This is a genomic window from Kitasatospora sp. NPDC127111 (assembly GCF_042677465.1).
Lineage (GTDB): Bacteria > Actinomycetota > Actinomycetes > Streptomycetales > Streptomycetaceae > Kitasatospora.
Map to the genome: position 1 here is coordinate 151,697 of NZ_JBHXTG010000005.1, position 20,617 is coordinate 172,313.

Sequence of the window (20,617 nt, forward strand, 5' to 3'; positions counted from 1 at the left end):
GGGGGGGGGGCGTGTTCCACCCTTACCCCCGGCCCCCCCGGGGCCGTGGGGGCGCGGGCGGGGGGCGGGCCCCCCCCCACCCCCCCCCGCGGCGCCCACTAGGCTCGGACGGGTGAGCAACGGACACCCCTTCCCCGACCTGCGCGGCGCCGCCACCGGCGTCGGCTCGCTGCCCGGCACCGACGCCCGCGAGGCCGCCAAGACCTCCACCGGGGCCCTGGAGCACCTGCCGTTCCTCCCCGAGCTGCCCGCCCGCGGGCCGGGCGCCGACATGATCGGCCGCGGCGCCGGTCTGCTGGTCGAGCTGTTCGCCCAGACCGAGCCCAGCGGCTGGCGGTTCACCGACCGCCCCGGCCGGGACACCCGGCGCGCCCACTCCTGGCTCGGCGAGGACCTCGACGCGCTGGAGGAGTTCACCCAGGGGTACCGGGGAGCGCTGAAGGTCCAGGCCGTCGGTCCGTGGACGCTGGCCGCCTCGATCGAGCTCAAGCACGGCGAGAAGGCGCTCGCCGATCCCGGCGCCTGCCGCGACATCGCCGGTTCGCTCACCGAGGGCCTGCGCCGCCACCTCGCCGACGTCCGCCGGCGGATCCCCGGCGCCGAGGTCGTCCTCCAGCTCGACGAGCCCTCGCTGCCCGCCGTGCTGGCCGGCGCGGTCAGGACCGCCAGCGGCTTCCAGCGGCTGCGCGCGGTCGACCGGCAGATCGCCGAGGAGAACCTGCGCGAGCTGATCCGCGGCCTGGACGCCCCCGTGGTGGTGCACTGCTGCGCGCCGGACGTGCCGCTCCCGCTGCTGCGCCGCGCCGGGGTGGCCGGCGTCTCGCTCGACTTCTCGCTGCTGACCGAGCGCTCGGACGACGACCTCGGCGAGGCGGTCGAGGCGGGCACGATGATCCTCGCCGGTGTCGTCCCCTCCACTGACCAGGCGGTGTCGGACCCGGCCGGTAGTGTCCAGGGGGTCAGGACGTTGTGGCGCAGGCTCGGGTTCGCCCCGGAGCTGCTGGGCCGCCGGGTGCTGGTGACGCCGACCTGCGGGCTGGCCGGGGCCTCCCCGGCGTACGCGCGCAAGGCGCTGTCGCTCGGCGCGCGCGCGGCGCAGAGCCTGGTGGACAACCCGGAGTAGGAACTAACGGAGGGCTTGCGGTGGTGGCTGTCGAGGGTTGGGAGGACGTCCCGGCGGAGGTCCGCAGGCGGCACGCCGAGCTGGCGGCCGAGATCGAGGACCACCGCGCCCGCTACTACGAGAAGGACGCGCCGGTCATCACCGACGCCGAGTTCGACGCCCTCATGCGGCAGTTGGAGGCGCTGGAGGCCGAGCACCCGGCGCTGGTCACCCCGGACTCGCCCTCGCAGAAGGTCGGCGGCGCGGCCGTCGAGGGTTTCGCGAAGGTCGAGCACCGCGAGCGGCTGCTCAGCCTCGACAACGCGATGGACGACGACGAGCTGGCCGCCTGGGCCGAGCGCGTGGCCCGCGAGCTGGACGGCATCGAGTACCACTACCTGTGCGAGCTCAAGGTGGACGGCCTGGCGGTCAACCTCACCTACGAGAAGGGCCGGCTGGTGCTGGCGGCGACCCGCGGCGACGGCCGGGTCGGCGAGGACATCACCACCAACGTCCGCACCATCAAGGAGATCCCGCACCAGCTCAAGGGCGACGACATCCCCGAGCTGGTGGAGATCCGCGGCGAGGTCTACCTGCCGGTCGAGGCCTTCGAGGAGCTGAACGCCTCGCTGGCGGCCGAGAACGAGCGGCGCAGGGCGGAGAACGAGCAGCGGGCCAGGGAGGGCAAGCGGCCGCAGAAGCTGATCACCCTGTTCGCCAATCCCCGCAACGCCGCCGCCGGTTCGCTGCGGCAGAAGGACCCGCTGGTCACCGCGTCGCGTCCGCTGCACATGGTGGTGCACGGCATCGGCGCCCGGGTCGGCTTCGACATCGACTGCCAGTCGCACGCCTACGACCTGCTGCGCCAGTGGGGCCTGCCGACGGCCGGGCACAACAAGGTGGTCGGGACGCTCGACGAGGTGCGGGCGTTCATCAAGCACTTCGGCGAGCAGCGGCACTCGGTCGAGCACGAGATCGACGGCGTGGTGGTCAAGGTGGACGAGATCGCCCTCCAGGGCCGGCTCGGCTCGACCTCCAAGTCCCCGCGCTGGGCGATCGCCTGGAAGTACCCGCCGGAGGAGGTCACCGGCAAGCTGGCCGCGATCAAGGTGGGCATCGGCCGCACCGGCCGGGCCACCCCGTACGCGGTGCTGGCCGAGCCGGTGAAGGTGGCCGGCTCGATGGTCCAGTACGCGACGCTGCACAACCAGCAGGTCGTCAAGGCCAAGGGCGTGCTGCTCGGCGACACCGTCGTGCTGCGCAAGGCCGGTGACGTCATCCCGGAGATCCTCGGCCCGGTGGAGGACCTCAGGGACGGCACCGAGCAGGAGTTCGTGATGCCCTCGCACTGCCACGAGTGCGGGGCCGAGCTGCGCCCGATGGCCGAGGGCGACATCGATCTGCGCTGCCCCAACGCGCAGTTCTGTCCGGCGCAGATCCGCGAACGGATCGCCTTCCTGGGCGGCCGGTCCTCGCTGGACATCGACGGCCTGGGCTACGTCGCGGCCACCGCGCTGACCCAGCCGCTGGAGCCGGCCGAGGCGCCGGTGAAGGACGAGGGCGACATCTTCGGGCTGACGATGGAGCAGCTGCTCCCGATCGAGGTGCTGGTCCGCGACCAGAAGACCGGCATGCCCAAGCTGGACGACCGGACCGGCAAGGAGAAGAAGGCCACGTTCTTCGCCAACCAGAAGGGCGAGCCCAAGAAGACGGCCGTCGTTCTGCTGGAGAACCTGGAGAAGGTGAAGGACCGGCCGCTCTGGCGCTTCCTCAACGGCCTCTCGATCCGGCACGTCGGCCCGGTCGCGGCCCAGGAGCTGGCGCGGGAGTTCCGCGACCTGGACCGGGTCTTCTCGGCCACCGAGGAGGAACTGGCCGCCGTCGAGGGCGTCGGGCCGATCATCGCCAGGTCCGTGGTCGAGTGGTACCAGGAGGAGTGGCACCGGGAGATCCTGGAGAAGTGGCGCGCGGCCGGCGTCCGCTTCACCGAGGAGTCCGCCGACGAGGAGGAGGCCGAGCGCCCGCTGGAGGGCCTGACCGTCGTGGTCACCGGCACCCTGGCCGGGCACACCCGGGACGGCGCCAAGGAGGCGCTGACCTCGCGCGGCGCCAAGGTGACCGGTTCGGTGTCGAAGAAGACCCACTTCGTGGTGGCGGGTGACAACCCCGGGTCCAAGTACGACAAGGCCGTCCAGCTCGGGCTGCCGATCCTGGACGACGCGGGCTTCGCCGTCCTGCTGGAGCAGGGGCCGGACGCCGCCCGGCGCCACCTCGGCATCGAGGACCAGGAGGCCGCCGGGGAGGCGCCCGCCGAGGACTGACCCGCGCGCGGAAGCGCCGAATCCGTCTTGTTATCGTCCTGATGCAACGTCACCGGGTGCCGCACAGTGAAAGCGGGCATTGTGTCACCGTGCGACACCCGAACGCGGTGGCGCGTTCCCGGTTGTCCGAAAGTCTGCCCGCCGGGTGGAGCCCGGAATACCCTGGAGCGCAACAGAGTGTCAGCAGGGGTGGGGGCACCGGCTGAGCCGGTCTCCGCGGGGTCGCTCATGCCCGGCAGCTGCCGGCACCAGCACGGTGCCTCACCGTAAGGCGGCCTGACGGGGCGGGCCCGACGGAGGACAGGGCTTATGGATCGTACGACCGGCGGCGCGCCCACACGCCCGCCGCAGGGGGTGGCGGGTGCGGTCCTGCTGCTCGGCGTGCTGCTGGCCGGCGCCGCGCCGCTCATTCCGCTGGCCGTCCTGGTCTACCGGTACGAGCCCGAGCTGCTGCCGCTGTTCGCGGTGCCGCTGGCCGTGCTGGTCGCGGCCTGGCGGATCGCCCGCGACCGCGCCCGGGACCAGCTCACCGATCCGCTGACGGACCTGCCCAACCGTCAGGCGTTATTGCTGGCCGCGCAGGAGGCGATCGCCGAACACGACCCCGAGTACAACGTCGGCCTGATACTGCTCGACCTCGACCGTTTCCGGTCACTCAACGACACGCTCGGCCATACCGCCGGCGACCGGCTGCTGGTGCACATCGCCCGCCGGCTGCACCGGGCGCTGCGCTCCGGCGGCCCGGCGGGCAGCCCCACCCGGGAGTCGATCGACGACGTCTTCGCCGGGCTGCCCCGGCACTACCGGCGCGGCCGCCCGCTGGTGGCCCGGATGGGCGGCGACGAGTTCGCCGTCCTGCTGCCCGGCGTCGGCAGCCCGGACACCCTGGAGAAGGTCGCCAAGGCGCTGATCACCGAACTGGCCGCGCCGATCCGCCTCGACGGGCTGCTGCTCGTCCTGGAGGCCAGCGCGGGCGTCTGCGTCTACCCGCAGCACGCCCAGGACGCCGAGTCGCTGCTGCGCCGGGCCGACGTCGCGATGGGCCACGCCCAGCGCGGCCGGACCTCGGTGGAGCAGTACGACGAGGCCCAGGACGCCGACACGCCGTACCGGATCGGCCTCCTCGGCGACCTGCGGAGGGCCCTGGAGACCGGTGAGGTGCAGCTGCACTACCAGCCGAAGGTGGCCTTCGACGGCCGGGTGGTCGGGCTGGAGGCGCTGCTGCGCTGGGAGCGGCCCGGCCAGGGCAAGGTCTCGCCGGACGAGTTCGTCGGCCTGGCCGAGTCCAGCGGCCTGATGCCCCGGCTGACCGACTACGTCCTGGAGGCGGCCGTCGGCCAGCTCGCCTACTGGCGCGAGCAGGGCCTCCAGGTGCAGGTCGCGGTGAACGTCTCGCCGCGCGACGTGCTCAACCCGGGCTTCGCCCAGCGGGTGGCCGGCCACCTCGTCCGCCACCAGGTGCCGGCCCACGCGCTCCAGCTGGAGATCACCGAGCGGCTGCTGCTGGACGACTCCCGGCGCGCCGCCGACACCCTGGCCGAGTTGCGCGGCTACGGCGTCGGGATGTCCCTGGACGACTTCGGCACCGGTCACTCCTCGCTGGTGCGGCTGCGCAGCCTGCCGGTCGGCGAGCTGAAGATCGACCGCTCCTTCGTCTCCCGGATGGTCGCCGACGACCACGACGCGGCGGTGGTCCGCTGCTCGGTGGAGCTGGCGCACTCGCTCGGCCTGACCGTGGTCGCCGAGGGCGTCGAGGACGACGAGACCTGGGAGCGGCTGCACTGCATGGGCGTGGACGCCGTCCAGGGCTGGCTGGTGTCGGCGGCGCTGCCGGCCGAGCAGGCCACCGCCTGGCTGCGGGTGCACCGCACCGGCGCCCCGCCGGTGGAGCGGCTCACCGCGGCCGCCAAGCGGCCGCAGGCCGCCCAGCCGCTGGCCCAGCCCGTGCTGCCCTCGGCGGTCAAGCCGGTGATCCAGCCGGTGATCCAGCCGGCGGTCCAGCCCCTGGTCCAGCCGGTGCTGCCGCCGGCCACCCAACCCCTGGTCCCGCAGGCGGCCCAGCCGCTGATCCAGCCGGTACTGCCGCCGGTGATCCCGGTCGCCCCGCCGGTCCTGCCGCCGGTCCTGCCGCCGGTGGTGCAGGCCGCGCAGGCCGCGCAGATGGAGATCCAGGCCCCGGGCGGCGCCCCGAACTGGGCGCCCACCAGGCCGCAGTAGCACCGCGGAGCACGCGCGGCGCGCCCGTGCCGCACCCGCGGCACACCTGCGGCACACCCGCGGCACACCCGTGCCGCGCCCGCGCCGCACCCCCGCCGCGGGCGCGGTGACCGCACCCCCGCGTTACTCGTTGGCCGGTGGCCGGGCCGGGCCCCATAGGATGGGGGCCACAGACCAAGAGGACGGGAGCGCCGAGCCGGCTGCTCCTGCCCGGGCCCGGCACCGCCTCACCGCTCCGCCGGGCCTCACCAGAACTCACCCTGAGGATCGCTGCATGCCTGGCATCACGCGCGAGGAGGTCGCCCACCTCGCCCGGCTGTCGCGTCTTGAGCTGAAGGCCGAAGAGCTGGACCACTTCGCCGCGCAGCTCGACGTGATCATCGGCGCGGTCGCCCGCGTTTCCGAGGTCGCCGGACAGGACGTCCCGCCGACCTCCCACCCGCTCCCGCTGACCAACGTCATGCGCGCGGACGAGGTGCGGCCGTCGCTCACCCCGGAGCAGGCGCTGGCCGGCGCCCCCGCCGCCGAGGAGCAGCGTTTCCGTGTGCCGCAGATCCTCGGGGAGGACTGACCGAGATGACCGAGCTGATCCGCTACACCGCCGCCGAGACGGCCGCCGCCATCGCCAAGGGCGAGGTCTCCGCCGTCGAGGTCGCCCAGGCGCACCTGGACCGCATCGAGGCCGTCGACAAGAAGGTCAACGCCTTCCTGCACGTCGACACCGAGGGCGCGCTGAACGCCGCCAAGGCCGTCGACGAGAAGCGCGCCAAGGGCGAGGAGCTGGGCCCGCTGGCCGGTGTCCCGCTCGCGCTGAAGGACGTCTTCACCACCAAGGGCGTCCCGACCACCTGCGGCTCCAAGATCCTCGAAGGCTGGATCCCGCCGTACGACGCCACCCTGACCACGCGTCTCAAGGACGCCGGCGTGGTCATCCTCGGCAAGACCAACATGGACGAGTTCGCGATGGGCTCCTCCACCGAGAACTCCGCCTACGGCACCACGGGCAACCCGTGGGACCTCTCCCGCATCCCCGGCGGCTCCGGCGGCGGTTCGGCCGCCGCGCTGGCCGCCTTCGAGGCGCCGCTGGCGATCGGCACCGACACCGGCGGCTCGATCCGCCAGCCCGGCGCCGTCACCGGCACGGTCGGCGTGAAGCCCACCTACGGGTCGGTCTCCCGCTTCGGCCTGGTGGCCTTCTCCAGCAGCCTCGACCAGGGCGGCCCCTGCGCCCGCACCGTGCTGGACGCGGCGCTGCTGCACGAGGCCATCGCCGGCCACGACCCGCTGGACTCCACCTCGATCGACGCGCCCGTCCCGGCCGTGGTCGAGGCGGCGAAGATGCGCGACATCCGCGGCATGCGGATCGGCGTGGTCAAGGAGTTCGCCGGTGAGGGCTACCAGGCCGGCGTGATGCAGCGGTTCAACGAGTCCGTGGAGCTGCTGCGCGAGCTGGGCGCCGAGGTCGTCGAGGTCTCCTGCCCGTCGTTCACCCTGGCGCTGCCGGCGTACTACCTGATCGCCCCGAGCGAGGCCTCCTCCAACCTGGCCCGCTTCGACGCGATGCGCTACGGCCTGCGGGTCGGCGACGACGGCACCCGCTCGGCCGAGGACGTCACCGCACTCACCCGCGAGGCCGGCTTCGGCCCCGAGGTGAAGCGCCGCATCATCCTCGGCACCTACGCCCTCTCCTCGGGCTACTACGACGCCTACTACGGCTCGGCCCAGAAGGTCCGCACGCTCATCTCGCGGGACTTCGACGCCGCCTTCGCCGGTGTGGACGTGCTGGTCTCCCCGACCACCCCGACCACGGCCTTCCCGATCGGCGAGCGCGCCGACGACCCGATGGCGATGTACCTGGCCGACCTCTGCACGATTCCGTCGAACCTCGCGGGCAACGCGGCCATGTCGCTGCCCTGCGGACTGGCCCCGGAGGACAATCTCCCGGTCGGCCTGCAGATCATCGCACCCGCGATGGCGGACGACCGCCTGTACCGCGTGGGCGGCGCCGTCGAGGCCGCACTCAACGACAAGTGGGGGCACACCCTGCTGGAGGAGGCACCGGCACTGTGAGCAAGATCGAGAAGGCCAAGGGTTTCAAGCACACCAAGCCCGGCCTCTGGCTGTCCATCGGCACCAGCGCCTTCGGCGCGATCTCCGTGGTCAAGGACGTCCGGAAGGCCCGCGAGGAGAGCGACACCCTCAAGCTGATCAACGCCCTGGTCGGCGCCGCGGCCCTGGTCACCGGCACCGCCCTGCTGGTGCGCGAGCTGCGCCGCCTCGGCGACGACGACGTGCTGCTGGGCTGAGCAAGCCCCCGGCCCGGCCCGCACCCGTGGTGCGCGGCCGGGCCCGTACCTCCACAGACTTTTAGCGAAGGGACGCTGTGAGCGTCATGAACCTGGTCTCCTACGAGGACGCTCTCGCGTCGTACGACCCGGTGATGGGCCTTGAGGTCCACGTCGAGCTGGGTACCAAGACCAAGATGTTCTGCGGTTGCTCGACCGAGCTGGGTGCCGAGCCGAACAGCCAGGTCTGCCCGACCTGTCTGGGCCTGCCGGGCTCGCTGCCGGTGGTCAACGCGGTCGGCGTGGAGTCGGCCGTCAAGATCGGCCTGGCGCTGAACTGCGAGATCGCCGAGTGGTGCCGGTTCGCCCGGAAGAACTACTTCTACCCGGACATGCCCAAGAACTTCCAGACCTCGCAGTACGACGAGCCGATCGCCTTCAACGGCTACCTCGACGTGCAGCTGGAGGACGGCTCGACCTTCCGCGTGGAGATCGAGCGCGCCCACATGGAGGAGGACACCGGCAAGTCCAGCCACGTCGGTGGCGCGACCGGCCGCATCCACGGCGCCACCCACTCGCTGCTCGACTACAACCGGGCCGGCATCCCGCTGATCGAGATCGTCACCAAGCCGATCGTCGGCGCCGGCGAGCGCGCCCCCGAGGTCGCCCGGGCGTACGTCGCCGAGCTGCGCGAGCTGATCAAGGCGCTGGGCGTCTCCGAGGCCCGGATGGACAAGGGCCAGATGCGCTGCGACGTCAACCTGTCGCTGCGCCCGAACGGCACCGAGACCTTCGGCACCCGCTCGGAGACCAAGAACGTCAACTCGCTGCGCAGCGTCGAGCGGGCCGCCCGGTTCGAGATCCAGCGGCACGCCACCGTGCTGATCGACGGCGGCACGATCGTCCAGGAGACCCGGCACTTCCACGAGGACGACGGCACCACCACCTCGGGCCGGATCAAGGACAACGCCGAGGACTACCGCTACTTCCCCGAGCCGGACCTCGTCCCGATCGCGCCGGCGCGCGAGTGGGTCGAGGAGCTGCGGGCCGGGCTGCCCGAGCTGCCGCGGGTCCGCCGGGCCCGGCTGCAGGCCGAGTGGGGCCTGTCCGACAAGGACATGCAGTCGGTGCTGAACGCCGGCGCGGTCGAGCCGATCCTGGAGACCATCGCCGCCGGCGCCCCGGCCGACCAGGCCCGCAAGTGGTGGATGGGCGAGCTGGCCCGCCGGGCCAACGAGACCGGCACCGAGCTGAGCGAGCAGCCGATCACCCCGGCGCAGGTCGCCCGGGTCACCGCGCTGGTCGCCGAGGGCAAGCTGAACGACAAGCTGGCCCGTCAGGTCATCGAGGCCGTGCTGGCCGGCGAGGGCGAGCCGGACGAGGTCGTCGAGAAGCGCGGCCTGGCCGTCGTCTCGGACGACTCCGCGCTCGGCGCCGCCGTCGACCAGGCCATCGCCGGCAACGAGGCGATCGCCGCCAAGATCCGTGACGGCAAGGTCGCCGCGGTGGGCGCGCTGGTCGGCGCGGTCATGAAGGCCACCCGAGGCCAGGCCGACGCGGCCCGCGTGAAGGACCTGATCCTGGAGCGCCTCGGCGTGGAGGGGCAGTAGGCACAGCTTGGAGAAGCTCGGCGTCTCCGCTTGAGCTTCCTAAGGCGTCTAAGGCATCTAAGGCTCTCTAAGTAGGGTCTAAGGCCCGGTTTCACCTCCGAATCGGAGTGAGACCGGGCCTTTGCCGTCTTCCGGGGCCGCATCTAAGGCATTCGCGGGCCGGAAGATCGGTCAGGCGTCCGATGTGGCGGCCCCACCTGGGGGAGGAAGCTCTTACTCGACAGCGAAACGCAGTGAGACCCACAAGGGGAACCGAAGTGATCGAGTACGAGCTCATCCAGCAGCAGGTGCGCGAACTCCAGGCCCGCGCCGACCACCAGCGCCTGGTCCGCGAGGCCAAGGGCGGCCGCCGCACCTGGCGCCTCCGTCCGGCCGGCCGCGCCGAGCAGCGCCCCGCGCGCCTGGCCGAATGCTGACGGACCGGCACCGCCCGGGTGCCGAAGGGAAGACGGAAGGGGAGGTGCCGCACCTGAGCGCCTCCCCTTCCGGGCGTCCGGGAACCGGGATAACCCCTCGGCCGGGCCAGTCGGCTTATGGCATGCTCGCCTCCATGCAGCAGACATCGGTGAGTCCCGTCTTCGTCGGCCGCGGCAGCGAGATCACCGAACTGACCGACGCGCTGCGGCGGGCCGGCTCCGGCAGCCCGCAGACCGTCCTGATCGGCGGCGAGGCCGGCGTCGGCAAGACCAGGCTGCTGGAGGAGTTCCTCGCCCGGGCCGGCTCCGGCGGAGGAGTGGCCACCACCATCGGCGGCTGTCTGGAGGTCGGTGCCGAGGGCCTGCCGTACGCGCCGCTGGTCACCGCGCTGCGCCGGCTGCACCGCGGCCTCGGCTCCGAGCTGGAGGTGGCGGCCGCCGGCATGGAGGGCCATCTCGCCCGGCTGCTGCCCGACTTCGGCGAGGCCGACGGCGAACCCAACGACGAGTACGGCCGGGCCCGGCTGTTCGAGCACACCGCGAGGCTGTTCGAACGGCTCGGCGCGGACCGTACCCTCGTCCTCGCCGTGGAGGACCTGCACTGGTCCGACCGCTCCACCCGGGAGCTCTTCGCCTACCTGGTCCGCACCCTGCACCGGGCCCGCGTCCTGCTGGTCGCCACCTACCGCACCGACGACCTGCACCGCCGCCACCCGCTGCGGCCCTTCCTGGCCGAGCTGGAGCGCCTGCGCACCGTCCAGCGGATGGAGCTGGAGCGGTTCGGCCCGGGCGAGGTCGCCGCGCAGCTGGCCGGCATCCTCGGCACCGCCGACCCCGACCGGCAGCTGGTGGACCGGATCCACCGCCGCTCCGAGGGCAACCCGTTCTTCGTCGAGGAGCTCGCCACCGCCTTCCAGGACGGCTGCTCGGCCGGCCTCACCGACTCGCTGCGGGACATCCTGCTGGTCCGGGTCGAGGCGCTGGACGAGGAGACCCAGCGGGTGCTGCGGATCGCCGCCGAGGGCGGCTCCTACGTCGAACACGCGCTGCTGGCCGCGGTGCTGGACGACGAGGAGGAGCTGATCGAGTCGCTGCGGACGGCCGTCGGCGCCAACATCCTGCGGCCGGACACCGACGGCGACGGCTACCGGTTCCGGCACGCGCTGGTCCGCGAGGCGGTCTCGGACGACCTGCTGCCCGGCGAACGGCACCGGATCAACCGCCGCTTCGCCACCGCGCTGGAGCAACAGCCGCACCTGGTCGGCAGCGACGTCCGCCCGGCCCGGCTGGCCAACTACTGGTACCACGCGCACGATCCGGCCCGGGCCCTGCCGAGCGCGCTGGACGCCGCCCGGGCCGCCCGCCGGCGCAACGCCTTCGCCGAGCAGCTGCGGATGCTGGAACGCGCCCTCGAACTCTGGGACGACGTCTCCGAGGACCTGCTCACGCACACCCTGCGGCCGTACGACTGGGCCGAGAGCTACCCGCCCTGCTCCTGCGACGTGGAGCCGCACGACCAGGACTGCGAGCGCCTGCAACTGGTCGACGTGCTGGCCGAGGCGGTGGTCGCGGCCCGGCGCAGCGGCGACCGCGAGCGCGGACTGAGCCTGGCCAAGCGGGCGCTGAAGCTGGTCGACGAGAGCCGCGACCCTGCCCGGGCGGCCTGGTTCCGGATGAACCGGGCCCGGATGCTCGGCCACCTCAACCGGGCGGGCAACCACGACGAGGCGGCCCACGCCCGGCGCCTGGTCGAGCACCTGCCGCCCTCGGCGGTGCAGGCCGAGGTGTTCGCGCTCAGCGCCGGCATCGCGGTGCTCCACGACCCCACCGAGGAGGACGCCGCGCTGGCCGAGCGGGCCGTCGCGATCGCCCGGCAGGTCGGCGCGCACTCGGTGGAGCAGCACGCCCGGATGACCCTCGGCATGCTGCGCAACGACCTCGACCACGACCCCGACCGGGGCATCGCCGAGCTGTCCGCGGCGATCGCCGCCACCCGCGGGCTCGGCGTCCCCGACGTCCTGCTGCGCGGGATCAACAACCTGGCCAGCCTGCTGCAGTCGCTGGGCCGGGCGGAGGAGGCGGTGGCGCTGGCCCGGGAGGGCCTGGAGGCGGCCGGCGGCAACGGGCTGCTGCGCAACAGCGGGACCATCCTGACCGGCAACCTCGCCGAGGCGCTGCTCGACCTCGGCCGGATCGAGGAGGCGGCCGCGGCGCTGGCCGCGTCCGAGCGGCACGACCCGCCGGGGAGCCACGCCGAGTTCCTGGACCGGTTGCGCGGCGACGTCGCCCTGCTGCGCGACGACCTGCCCACCGCGGTCGGGATGCTGGCCCAGGCGCGGGCCTCCCGGCACAACTGCCAGTTCCAGCACAGCGTGCCGATATCCCGGCTGGCGCTGGTGACCGCGGCCCGCGCCGGCCGCCCGGCGGAGGCCCGGGCCGAGTTGCTCGCCGTGCTCGACCAGCACCTCCCGGCCGGGAACGAGTCGTCGCTGTACCCGCTGCTGGCGCTCGGCGCGGGCGTGGAGGCGGACCACCGCGGTCTGCCCGCGATGGAGCCCGGCCGGCCCGAGGTGCTGGCGAAGATCGCCGCCGCGGCCGCCGCGCTGACCCCGACCGTCCCGGTGCACCACGGCTGGGCCCGGATGGTGGAGGCCGAACTCGCCCGCGCCGAGGGTGCGGACACCCCGGCGCACTGGGCGGCGGCCGCCGAGGTGCTGCGGCCGACCGGGCTGCCGTACCCGCTGGCGCTGGCGCTGCTGCGGGCGGGCGAGGCCGAGGTGCTGGCGGGCGACCGCGAGGCCGGGGCCGAACGGCTGCGCGAGGCCCGGGAACTGGCGCGAGAAAGGGGTGACAGCCGGTTGCTGGCCGAGATCGCCGCACTGGCCGAGCGGGCCGGTCTGGCGCTCTCCGCGCGCCCCGGACGCGCCGCCGCCCCGGCCGAGCCGGTTCCGGCCGGCGACTCGTTCGGTCTCACCCCCCGTGAGCGGGACGTGCTCCGGTTGCTCGCCCGGGGCCGTACCAACCGGCAGATCGCGGAGGAGCTGTACATCTCGCCGAAGACCGCGAGCGTGCACGTCTCCAACATCCTCGGCAAGCTCGCGGTGGCCGGCCGGGTCGAGGCGGCGGCGCTGGCCCACCGGTTGCGGCTCTTCCCGGACGACCTGGCGCCGGCGGGCCGCTGAGCAGCGTCGCCGCCGGGCCCGCCGATCACCCGCTCCGGACCGGTCGCCGACCGCCGGGCGCCTTCGCGTGCTCCCGTGCGCGCCGCGTGTGCCCCCGCCCGTGCGCCCCCGCCAACCGGCCCGTTCCGGCGGAATCGGGTGCAATTCCCCACCCCCGCGCCATTACTCTAAGTTGAGTGTGCGTGTCATTGAGTGACCGGAGTGGTGTAGGGTCCCGATTGGGAACATCGGTGCGGTGCGTCGGCCGGCAGGCCGCCCACCCCCTGGGCCACCGCCCTGACGGGGCGCCAGGTCACCGCGTACGGCCACCAGGTGCGCGGCCGGTGGCCCGTGGCCGGGGCGCGAGGCCCCGGGCCGGAGGGGGAGAGGCCGAGTGAGCTCCACCGATGCGGTGCTGCCCGGAGCCGGACGGCCGGGCGTACCGGACGCCGACGTGTCCGAGGCCGTCCGGCGCGGCCCGGTCCGCCGGCTGCTCGACAGCCGGAGCCTGCCCGGCGCAGTCCTGGGCGGACTCTGCCTGGCCTACGCGCTGGGCGCGGCCCTCGGCTGGGGATCCCGCCAACTCGCGATCTTCATGGGGGACTTCGGCCTCGCCGCGGCCGCCCTCGCGGCCGCGCTGTCCTGTCTCGCGTACGGCTGCGCGGTCGGCGGCCACGCCCGCCCGGCCTGGCTGCTGTTCGGCCTCTCCTCGCTGATGGTCGCCTTCGGCAACGGCACCTGGGGCTGGTACGAGCTGGTCGAACGCACCCCGCTGCCGCAGGACTCGCTCGCCGAGTACGCCTTCCTGCTCTTCGCCCCGCTCGCCATCACCGGCGTGCTGGTCCTCGCCCAGCGCCCGCGCAACGCCGCCGGCTGGCTCTGCCTGCTGCTGGACGGCTGGCTGGTGGCCGGCTCGCTGTTCACCCTCAGCTGGAGCCTGGCGCTCGGCCGGATCGCCGCCGGCGAGGACGGCTCCCCGCTGCGCCTCGCGCTCAACCTGGCCTACCCGGTGCTGGACATCCTGCTGGTCAGCCTGGTGGTCGGGCTGCGCTTCGGGGGTCGGGACGGCAACCGGGCCGCGGTGCACACCGCGATGGTCGGCCTCGCCGTCACGGTGCTCTGCGACGCCCTCTTCACCTCCCCCGAACTGCGCAGCAGCTACCACTCGGGAGAGCTGCTGGACGCCGGCTGGTTCGCCGGCAGCCTGCTGCTCGCCTGGGCGCCGTGGTCCCCGCGCTGGCGCCGTCCGCTGCGCGAGCACCCCTCGGCCGGCGGCCTGCCGCGCCGCCGGGTCGCCACCACCTTCAGCGCCCTCACCCCGTACGCGGCGGCCGCCGTCTGCACCGCCGGCATCCTCTACAACGCCCTCGGCGGGCGGCCGCTGGACCGCGTGGTGGCCGCGGCCGCCTGCACGGTCGGCCTGGCGCTGATCCTGCGGCAGGGCGTGATGCTGCTGGACAACCTCTCGCTCGCGCAGGAACTCGCCCACAAGGAGGCGCACTTCCGCTCCCTGGTGCAGGGCTCCAGCGACGTCATCATGATCGCCGGCGCCAACGGCGTGCTCTCCTACGTCTCCCCGGCGGCGCTCGGCGTCTACGGGCGGGACCCGGAGGAACTGGTCGGCGGCAACCTGCTGGACCTCGTCCACCCCGAGGACGTGGACCGGGTGCTGCTGGAGGTCCGCCGCTTCCTGGCCCGCGGCCGGCTGCTGGCGCACCGCTCGCCGGGCTCCGCCGCGGAACCCTCCGCGGCCCGGGTGGAGTGCCGGATCAGCTCCGGCACCGGCGAATGGCTGCACGTCGAGTCGACCGTCAACCGGTACCGCGACGGCCTGATCCTGAACAGCCGGGACGTCACCGAACGCGTGATGCTCCAGGCCCAGTTGCAGCACAACGCCTTCCACGACCCGCTCACCGACCTGCCCAACCGGGCGCTGTTCGCCCAGCGGCTGCGCGGCGCGCTGGCCGCCCGCGGCCAGCAGGGCGCGGCGGGCGCCGGGATCGCGGTGCTCTTCCTCGACCTGGACGGCTTCAAGGCGGTCAACGACAGCGCCGGCCACCAGGTCGGCGACGAACTGCTGGTGCAGGCCGCCCGGCGGCTCCAGGGCGCCGTCCGCTGCGGGGACACCGTGGCCCGGTTCGGCGGGGACGAGTTCGCCGCCCTGGTCTGCGGCCCGCTCGGCCGCCTCCAGGTCCAGGAGCTCGCCGAGCGGCTCCGGGTCGCGCTCTCCGAGCCGTACTGGATCGGCGGCGCCGAACTCGCCGTCGCCGCCAGCATCGGCATCGCCTTCGGCACCCCCGAACGCGGTCCGGCCGCCGACCCCAGGGCCGCCGCCGACGAGCTGATGCGCAACGCCGACCTCGCGATGTACCGGGCCAAGTCCGAGGGCAAGGGCCGGGTGGTGCTCTACACCCCGGCCATGCGGGCCGACCTGGAGCGCCGGACCGAGCTGGAGGAACGGCTGCGGGTCGCCGTCCGCGAGGGCGGCTTCACCCTGCTGCACCAGCCCGTGGTGGACCTCTCCACCGGCACCGTCACCGGCGTCGAGGCCCAGGCCCGCTGGCGCTCGGCCCAGGGCCTGCTGCTGACCCCCGCCGAGTTCCTGCGCTCCGCCGAGCACGGCGACGCCGCCACCCGGTTCTCCCGCTGGCTGATCCACGAGGCGGTGACCGCCGCCGCGCTGCGCCGCGGGCTGCCCGCCAGAACCCGCTCCGGGCCGGCCCCGGTACCCGTCTCGGTCCGCCTCTCCGCCGAGCGGCTCTGCTCGCCCGGCATGTACGAGGCGGTGGTGGCGGCGCTGCGCGACACCGGGCTGCCGGCCGGCCAGCTGGTGGTCGAGGTGGCCCGGATGGGCCCGGACGGGCTGGCCGACGACCTCGGCCGCCGGTTGGCCGCGCTGCGCCGGCTCGGCGTCTCCACCGCGCTGGCCGGCTTCGGGGCCGGCAGCGGCTCGCTCGGCGCCGTGGCCCGGTTGCCCTTCGACGCGCTCAAGCTGGACCGCACGCTGGTCCAGGAACTCGGCGACGCGGGGCTCGGCCGGACGCTCGCCGGGCACGCCCTGCGCCTCGGCCGGGATCTCGGCCTGGTCACCGCCGCGGAGGGGGTGGACCTGCCGCGCCAGGTGTCCGTCCTGCAGGAGCTGGGCTGCCGGCAGGGCCAGGGTTCGGCCTTCGCCCCGCCGCTGGACGAGCCCCGGCTGCGCCGCGCCCTGGTCCGCCGGGTGTACCCGCTGCCGCGGCCGGTCGGCCCGCTCTCGGCCCGCCGCGCGTACCTGGCCGCGGACACCCGTACGAGTGGCCGCGGGGAGTCCACGGCGGGGCGTGTCGTACATCACCACGGGGCCTCCGACCTGCCGGAACACCGTGCCGTGGCAGGTCCCGGGCATGGTCCGCATGGCGAGACTGTCGTCCCACCTGCTTGACAGTCGACCCCGCACGGGAGGAAGGTCGTTGCCATGCGCACCCGAATTCTCGTACTTGGCGGGCGCGTCGGCTGAGCGGGCCATGCCCGACTCGTGAGAGACCGACGCGCCACCCCTCGCATGCCCTTGGCACGAGGGGTTTTTTGTTGCACTGACACTGTTCCACTCCGCAAGACCACTGGCCCCGACCGCCCGATCCCCTCTCGATCACGAGGGCACCTCCCGATTCGGGAGGAACCTCTCGAATCGGGAGAAAACGGGGGACGATTGGGGCAGAGCCGGCGATCGGCCCGACCACCGGGACCCCACCCTCGAACCACCGGGGCCCGCAACCAACCGGGCCGGCAAAATCCGAGAAGAGACAGGCAGATGACTGAGCACGCCGCATCCCCCCGCCGCGGGGACGCCCCGGCCGCCAACGCTCCCGCTCCCCAGCACGTCGTCGAGACCATGACCGGCGCCCAGTCGCTCATCCGCTCGCTGGAGGCCGTGGGCGCGGACACCGTCTTCGGCATCCCGGGCGGGGCCATCCTTCCCGCGTACGACCCGCTGATGGACTCGACCAAGGTGCGCCACATCCTGGTCCGCCACGAGCAGGGCGCCGGCCACGCCGCCACCGGCTACGCCCAGGCCACCGGCAAGGTCGGCGTCTGCATGGCCACCTCCGGCCCGGGCGCGACCAACCTGGTGACCCCGATCGCCGACGCCTACATGGACTCCGTCCCGGTCGTCGCGATCACCGGCCAGGTCGCCTCCAAGGCGATCGGCACCGACGCCTTCCAGGAGGCGGACATCTGCGGCATCACGATGCCGATCACCAAGCACAACTTCCTGGTCACCGACCCGGCCGAGATCCCCCGGGTGATCTCGGAGGCCTTCCACATCGCCGCCACCGGCCGCCCCGGCCCGGTCCTGGTCGACATCGCCAAGGACGCGCTGCAGGCCACCACCACCTTCCGCTGGCCGGTCGACACCTCGCTGCCCGGCTACCGCCCGGTCACCAAGCCGCACGCCAAGCAGATCCGCGAGGCCGCGAAGATGCTGGTCAGCGCCAAGCGCCCGGTGCTGTACGTCGGCGGCGGCGTGATCAAGGCCGGCGCCACCGCCGAGCTGCGGATCCTCGCCGAGCTGACCGGCGCGCCGGTGGTCACCACCCTGATGGCGCTCGGCGCCTTCCCCGACAGCCACCCGCAGCACCTGGGCATGCCCGGCATGCACGGCTCCGTCCCGGCGGTCACCGCGCTGCAGAAGTCGGACCTGCTGTTCACCCTCGGCGCCCGCTTCGACGACCGCGTCACCGGCAAGCTGGACAGCTTCGCCCCGGGCGCCAAGGTCGTCCACGCCGACATCGACCCGGCCGAGATCGGCAAGAACCGCCCGGCCGACGTGCCGATCGTCGGTGACGCCCGCGAGGTGCTGGCCGACCTGATCGTCGCCGTCCAGGCCGAGTACGACGCCGGCCACAAGGGCGACTACGCGGACTGGTGGGTCAAGCTCAACGAGTGGAAGAAGACCTACCCGCTGGGCTACGAGCCGGCCCCGGCCGGGGAGCTCTCCCCGCAGCAGGTCATCGAGCGGATCGGCCAGCTGGTCGGCCCGGACGCGATCTACGCCGCGGGCGTCGGGCAGCACCAGATGTGGAGCTCGCAGTTCATCCAGTTCGAGAAGCCGGCCACCTGGCTCAACTCGGGCGGCGCGGGCACCATGGGCTACGCCGTCCCGGCCGCCATGGGCGCCAAGGCGGGCCGGCCGGAGGCCGTGGTCTGGGCGATCGACGGCGACGGCTGCTTCCAGATGACCAACCAGGAGCTGGTCACCTGCGCCCTGAACGGTATCCCGATCAAGGTCGCGGTCATCAACAACGGCTCGCTGGGCATGGTCCGCCAGTGGCAGACCCTGTTCTACAACCAGCGCTACTCCAACACCGTGCTGCACTCCGGCCCGGACCACGACGGCATCGAGCCGCCGGCCCAGGGCACCCGGATCCCCGACTTCGTCATGCTCTCCGAGGCGATGGGCTGCGTGGGCCTGCGCTGCGAGCGCCCGGAGGACCTGGACGCGGTGATCAAGCAGGCGATGGAGATCAACGACCGCCCGGTGGTCATCGACTTCATCGTCCACCAGGACGCCATGGTCTGGCCGATGGTCGCGGCCGGCACCAGCAACGACGAGATCCAGTTCGCCAAGGGCGTCCGTCCCGACTTCGGCGACGACACCGACTGACGGCCCCGATTCAACGACCGAGGAAACAGAGACACATGTCCAAGCACACCCTCTCCGTCCTGGTCGAGAACAAGCCCGGCGTGCTCGCCCGCATCGCCTCGCTGTTCTCCCGTCGGGGCTTCAACATCGACTCCCTCGCCGTCGGCCCGACGGAGCACCCGGACATCTCCCGGATGACCATCGTGGTCAACGTCGAGGACCTCCCGCTGGAGCAGGTCACGAAGCAGCTCAACAAGCTCGTCAACGTGATAAAGATCGTCGAGCTCGACCAGTCCGCTGCGATCCAGCGGGAACTGGTCCTGGTGAAGGTCCGCGCCGACAACGAGACCCGGTCGCAGATCGTCGAGATCGTCCAGCTGTTCCGCGCCAAGACCGTGGACGTGTCCCCGGACGCGGTGACCATCGAGGCCACCGGCAGCTCGGACAAGCTGGAGGCGATGCTCCGGATGCTGGAGCCGTACGGCATCAAGGAGCTGGTCCAGTCCGGCCTGGTCGCCATCGGGCGCGGCGCCCGGTCGATCACCGACCGCTCGCTGCGCGCCCTCGACCGCAGCGCCTGACGCGTCTCACCCCCTGAAGCACCGCCCCACCCCACCGCCGGGTCCACGTACCGTAGGAAACGCAGTACCCGGCACCACCATCACGCAAGGAGATGTGCCCCCGTGGCCGAGCTGTTCTACGAAGACGACGCCGACCTGTCCATCATCCAGGGCCGCAAGGTCGCGGTCATCGGCTACGGCAGCCAGGGCCACGCCCACGCGCTGTCCCTGCGTGACTCGGGCGCGGACGTCCGGGTCGGCCTGAAGCCGGAGTCCAAGTCGCGCCAGAAGGCCGAGGAGGCCGGCCTGCGCGTCGTCACCCCCGCCGAGGCGGCGGCCGAGGCCGACGTCATCATGATCCTGGTGCCGGACCCGATCCAGGCCGACGTCTACGAGGCCGACATCGCCCCGCACCTGAAGGCCGGCGACGCCCTGTTCTTCGGCCACGGCCTGAACATCCGCTACGGCTTCATCAAGCCGCCGGCCGACGTCGACGTCTGCATGGTCGCCCCGAAGGGCCCGGGCCACCTGGTCCGCCGCCAGTACGAGGAGGGCCGCGGCGTCCCCGCGATCGTCGCGGTCGAGCAGGACGCCTCCGGCAAGGCCTTCGAGCTGGCGCTGTCCTACGCCAAGGGCCTGGGCGCGACCAAGGCCGGCGTCATCAAGACCACCTTCACCGAGGAGACCGAGACCGACCTGTTCGGCGAGCAGGCCGTCCTCTGCGGTGGCACCGCCGCCCTGGTGAAGGCCGGGTTCGAGACCCTGGTCGAGGCCGGCTACCAGCCGGAGATCGCCTACTTCGAGTGCCTGCACGAGCTGAAGCTCATCGTCGACCTGATGTACGAGGGCGGCCTGGAGAAGATGCGCTGGTCGGTCTCCGAGACCGCCGAGTGGGGCGACTACGTCACCGGTCCGCGCATCATCACCGACGCCACCAAGGCCGAGATGAAGAAGGTCCTCGCCGAGATCCAGGACGGCACCTTCGCCAAGACCTGGATCGCCGAGTACAAGGCCGGCCTGCCCAAGTACAACGAGTACAAGAAGGCCGACGAGGACCACCTGCTGGAGACCACCGGCAAGGAGCTCCGCAAGCTGATGAGCTGGGTCAAGGAAGAGGCCTGAGCCCCAGCGGGTCCGCCCTGCCCGATTTCGTGGGGCCTTTCCCGATTCTGAAGGGCCCTTGTACAACTAGGCTGCTCCCGTCCGGGTGATTTCGCCGGACGGGAGCAGCCTGGCACCCGGCCCGTCGATACACTTCCGAGTGCGCGTCAGGCTCACAGCGTCGTGCGTCTACCTACGCGGCATGCCACCTTCCCCCGGGG

The 20,617-nt window shown here is 73.0% G+C and carries 12 protein-coding genes and 1 pseudogene; all 13 read left to right on the forward strand.

Translation table 11 applies throughout. From position 1 onward, the window contains the following. The first annotated feature begins 112 nt into the window (after positions 1-112). The 13 genes and pseudogenes from ACFVHB_RS05585 to ilvC all read left to right on the forward strand — a co-directional run bounded on the left by ACFVHB_RS05585 (position 113) and on the right by ilvC (position 20,417). Positions 113-1,123 (forward strand): methionine synthase, encoded by a 1,011-nt coding sequence (locus ACFVHB_RS05585; protein WP_380315525.1) that lies wholly within the window; start codon positions 113-115, stop codon positions 1,121-1,123. Between the two features lie 23 nt (positions 1,124-1,146). Then, positions 1,147-3,423 carry an NAD-dependent DNA ligase LigA gene (gene ligA / locus ACFVHB_RS05590; protein ID WP_380315528.1) on the forward strand — a complete coding sequence of 759 codons (2,277 nt, stop codon included), beginning with the start codon at positions 1,147-1,149 and terminating at the stop codon, positions 3,421-3,423. 372 nt (positions 3,424-3,795) lie between these two features. Then, positions 3,796-5,352, forward strand: a pseudogene (locus tag ACFVHB_RS05595) (putative bifunctional diguanylate cyclase/phosphodiesterase); the annotation flags it as partial. 562 nt (positions 5,353-5,914) lie between these two features. Then, a complete protein-coding gene (gene gatC, locus ACFVHB_RS05600) occupies positions 5,915-6,211 on the forward strand; it encodes an Asp-tRNA(Asn)/Glu-tRNA(Gln) amidotransferase subunit GatC (protein WP_360183978.1) in 297 nt (98 codons plus the stop codon). Positions 6,212-6,216: 5 nt separating this feature from the next. Beyond that, the gene (gene gatA / locus ACFVHB_RS05605; protein ID WP_380315532.1) at positions 6,217-7,710 is read left to right on the forward strand and encodes an Asp-tRNA(Asn)/Glu-tRNA(Gln) amidotransferase subunit GatA; all 1,494 of its coding nucleotides are present in this window, start codon (positions 6,217-6,219) and stop codon (positions 7,708-7,710) included. Next, positions 7,707-7,946, forward strand: a complete 240-nt coding sequence (locus ACFVHB_RS05610; protein ID WP_380315535.1) for a hypothetical protein — start codon at positions 7,707-7,709, stop codon at positions 7,944-7,946. The genes gatA and ACFVHB_RS05610 overlap by 4 nt, the downstream gene beginning before the upstream one ends. 77 nt (positions 7,947-8,023) lie before the next feature. Then, the gene (gene gatB / locus ACFVHB_RS05615) at positions 8,024-9,535 is read left to right on the forward strand and encodes an Asp-tRNA(Asn)/Glu-tRNA(Gln) amidotransferase subunit GatB (protein WP_380315538.1); all 1,512 of its coding nucleotides are present in this window, start codon (positions 8,024-8,026) and stop codon (positions 9,533-9,535) included. Between the two features lie 257 nt (positions 9,536-9,792). Then, positions 9,793-9,951, forward strand: a complete 159-nt coding sequence (locus ACFVHB_RS05620) for a hypothetical protein (RefSeq protein WP_380315541.1) — start codon at positions 9,793-9,795, stop codon at positions 9,949-9,951. A gap of 134 nt (positions 9,952-10,085) precedes the next feature. After that, positions 10,086-13,133 (forward strand): AAA family ATPase, encoded by a 3,048-nt coding sequence (locus tag ACFVHB_RS05625; protein ID WP_380315544.1) that lies wholly within the window; start codon positions 10,086-10,088, stop codon positions 13,131-13,133. A 469-nt stretch (positions 13,134-13,602) separates the two neighbouring features. Then, positions 13,603-16,533, forward strand: coding sequence for a putative bifunctional diguanylate cyclase/phosphodiesterase (locus ACFVHB_RS05630; protein WP_380315591.1), 2,931 nt, complete (start codon positions 13,603-13,605; stop codon positions 16,531-16,533). Positions 16,534-16,902: 369 nt separating this feature from the next. Beyond that, positions 16,903-18,756, forward strand: coding sequence for an acetolactate synthase large subunit (locus ACFVHB_RS05635; RefSeq protein WP_380315547.1), 1,854 nt, complete (start codon positions 16,903-16,905; stop codon positions 18,754-18,756). Between the two features lie 35 nt (positions 18,757-18,791). Further along, entirely contained in the window at positions 18,792-19,316 is a 525-nt protein-coding gene (gene ilvN / locus ACFVHB_RS05640) for an acetolactate synthase small subunit (protein WP_360183991.1), read from the forward strand. A 102-nt stretch (positions 19,317-19,418) separates the two neighbouring features. Then, positions 19,419-20,417: a ketol-acid reductoisomerase gene (gene ilvC / locus ACFVHB_RS05645; protein ID WP_380315550.1), complete on the forward strand. Its 999-nt coding sequence runs from the start codon at positions 19,419-19,421 to the stop codon at positions 20,415-20,417. Positions 20,418-20,617: the final 200 nt, after the last annotated feature.

Excerpts from the sequence above, each read along its gene's own strand:
- gatC (WP_360183978.1), top strand. The coding sequence starts at position 5,915 with ATGCCTGGCATCACGCGCGAGGAGGTCGCCCACCTCGCCCGGCTGTCG.
- gatA (WP_380315532.1), top strand. The coding sequence starts at position 6,217 with ATGACCGAGCTGATCCGCTACACCGCCGCCGAGACGGCCGCCGCCATC.
- ACFVHB_RS05625 (WP_380315544.1), top strand. The coding sequence starts at position 10,086 with ATGCAGCAGACATCGGTGAGTCCCGTCTTCGTCGGCCGCGGCAGCGAG.
- ACFVHB_RS05635 (WP_380315547.1), top strand. The coding sequence starts at position 16,903 with ATGACTGAGCACGCCGCATCCCCCCGCCGCGGGGACGCCCCGGCCGCC.
- ilvN (WP_360183991.1), top strand. The coding sequence starts at position 18,792 with ATGTCCAAGCACACCCTCTCCGTCCTGGTCGAGAACAAGCCCGGCGTG.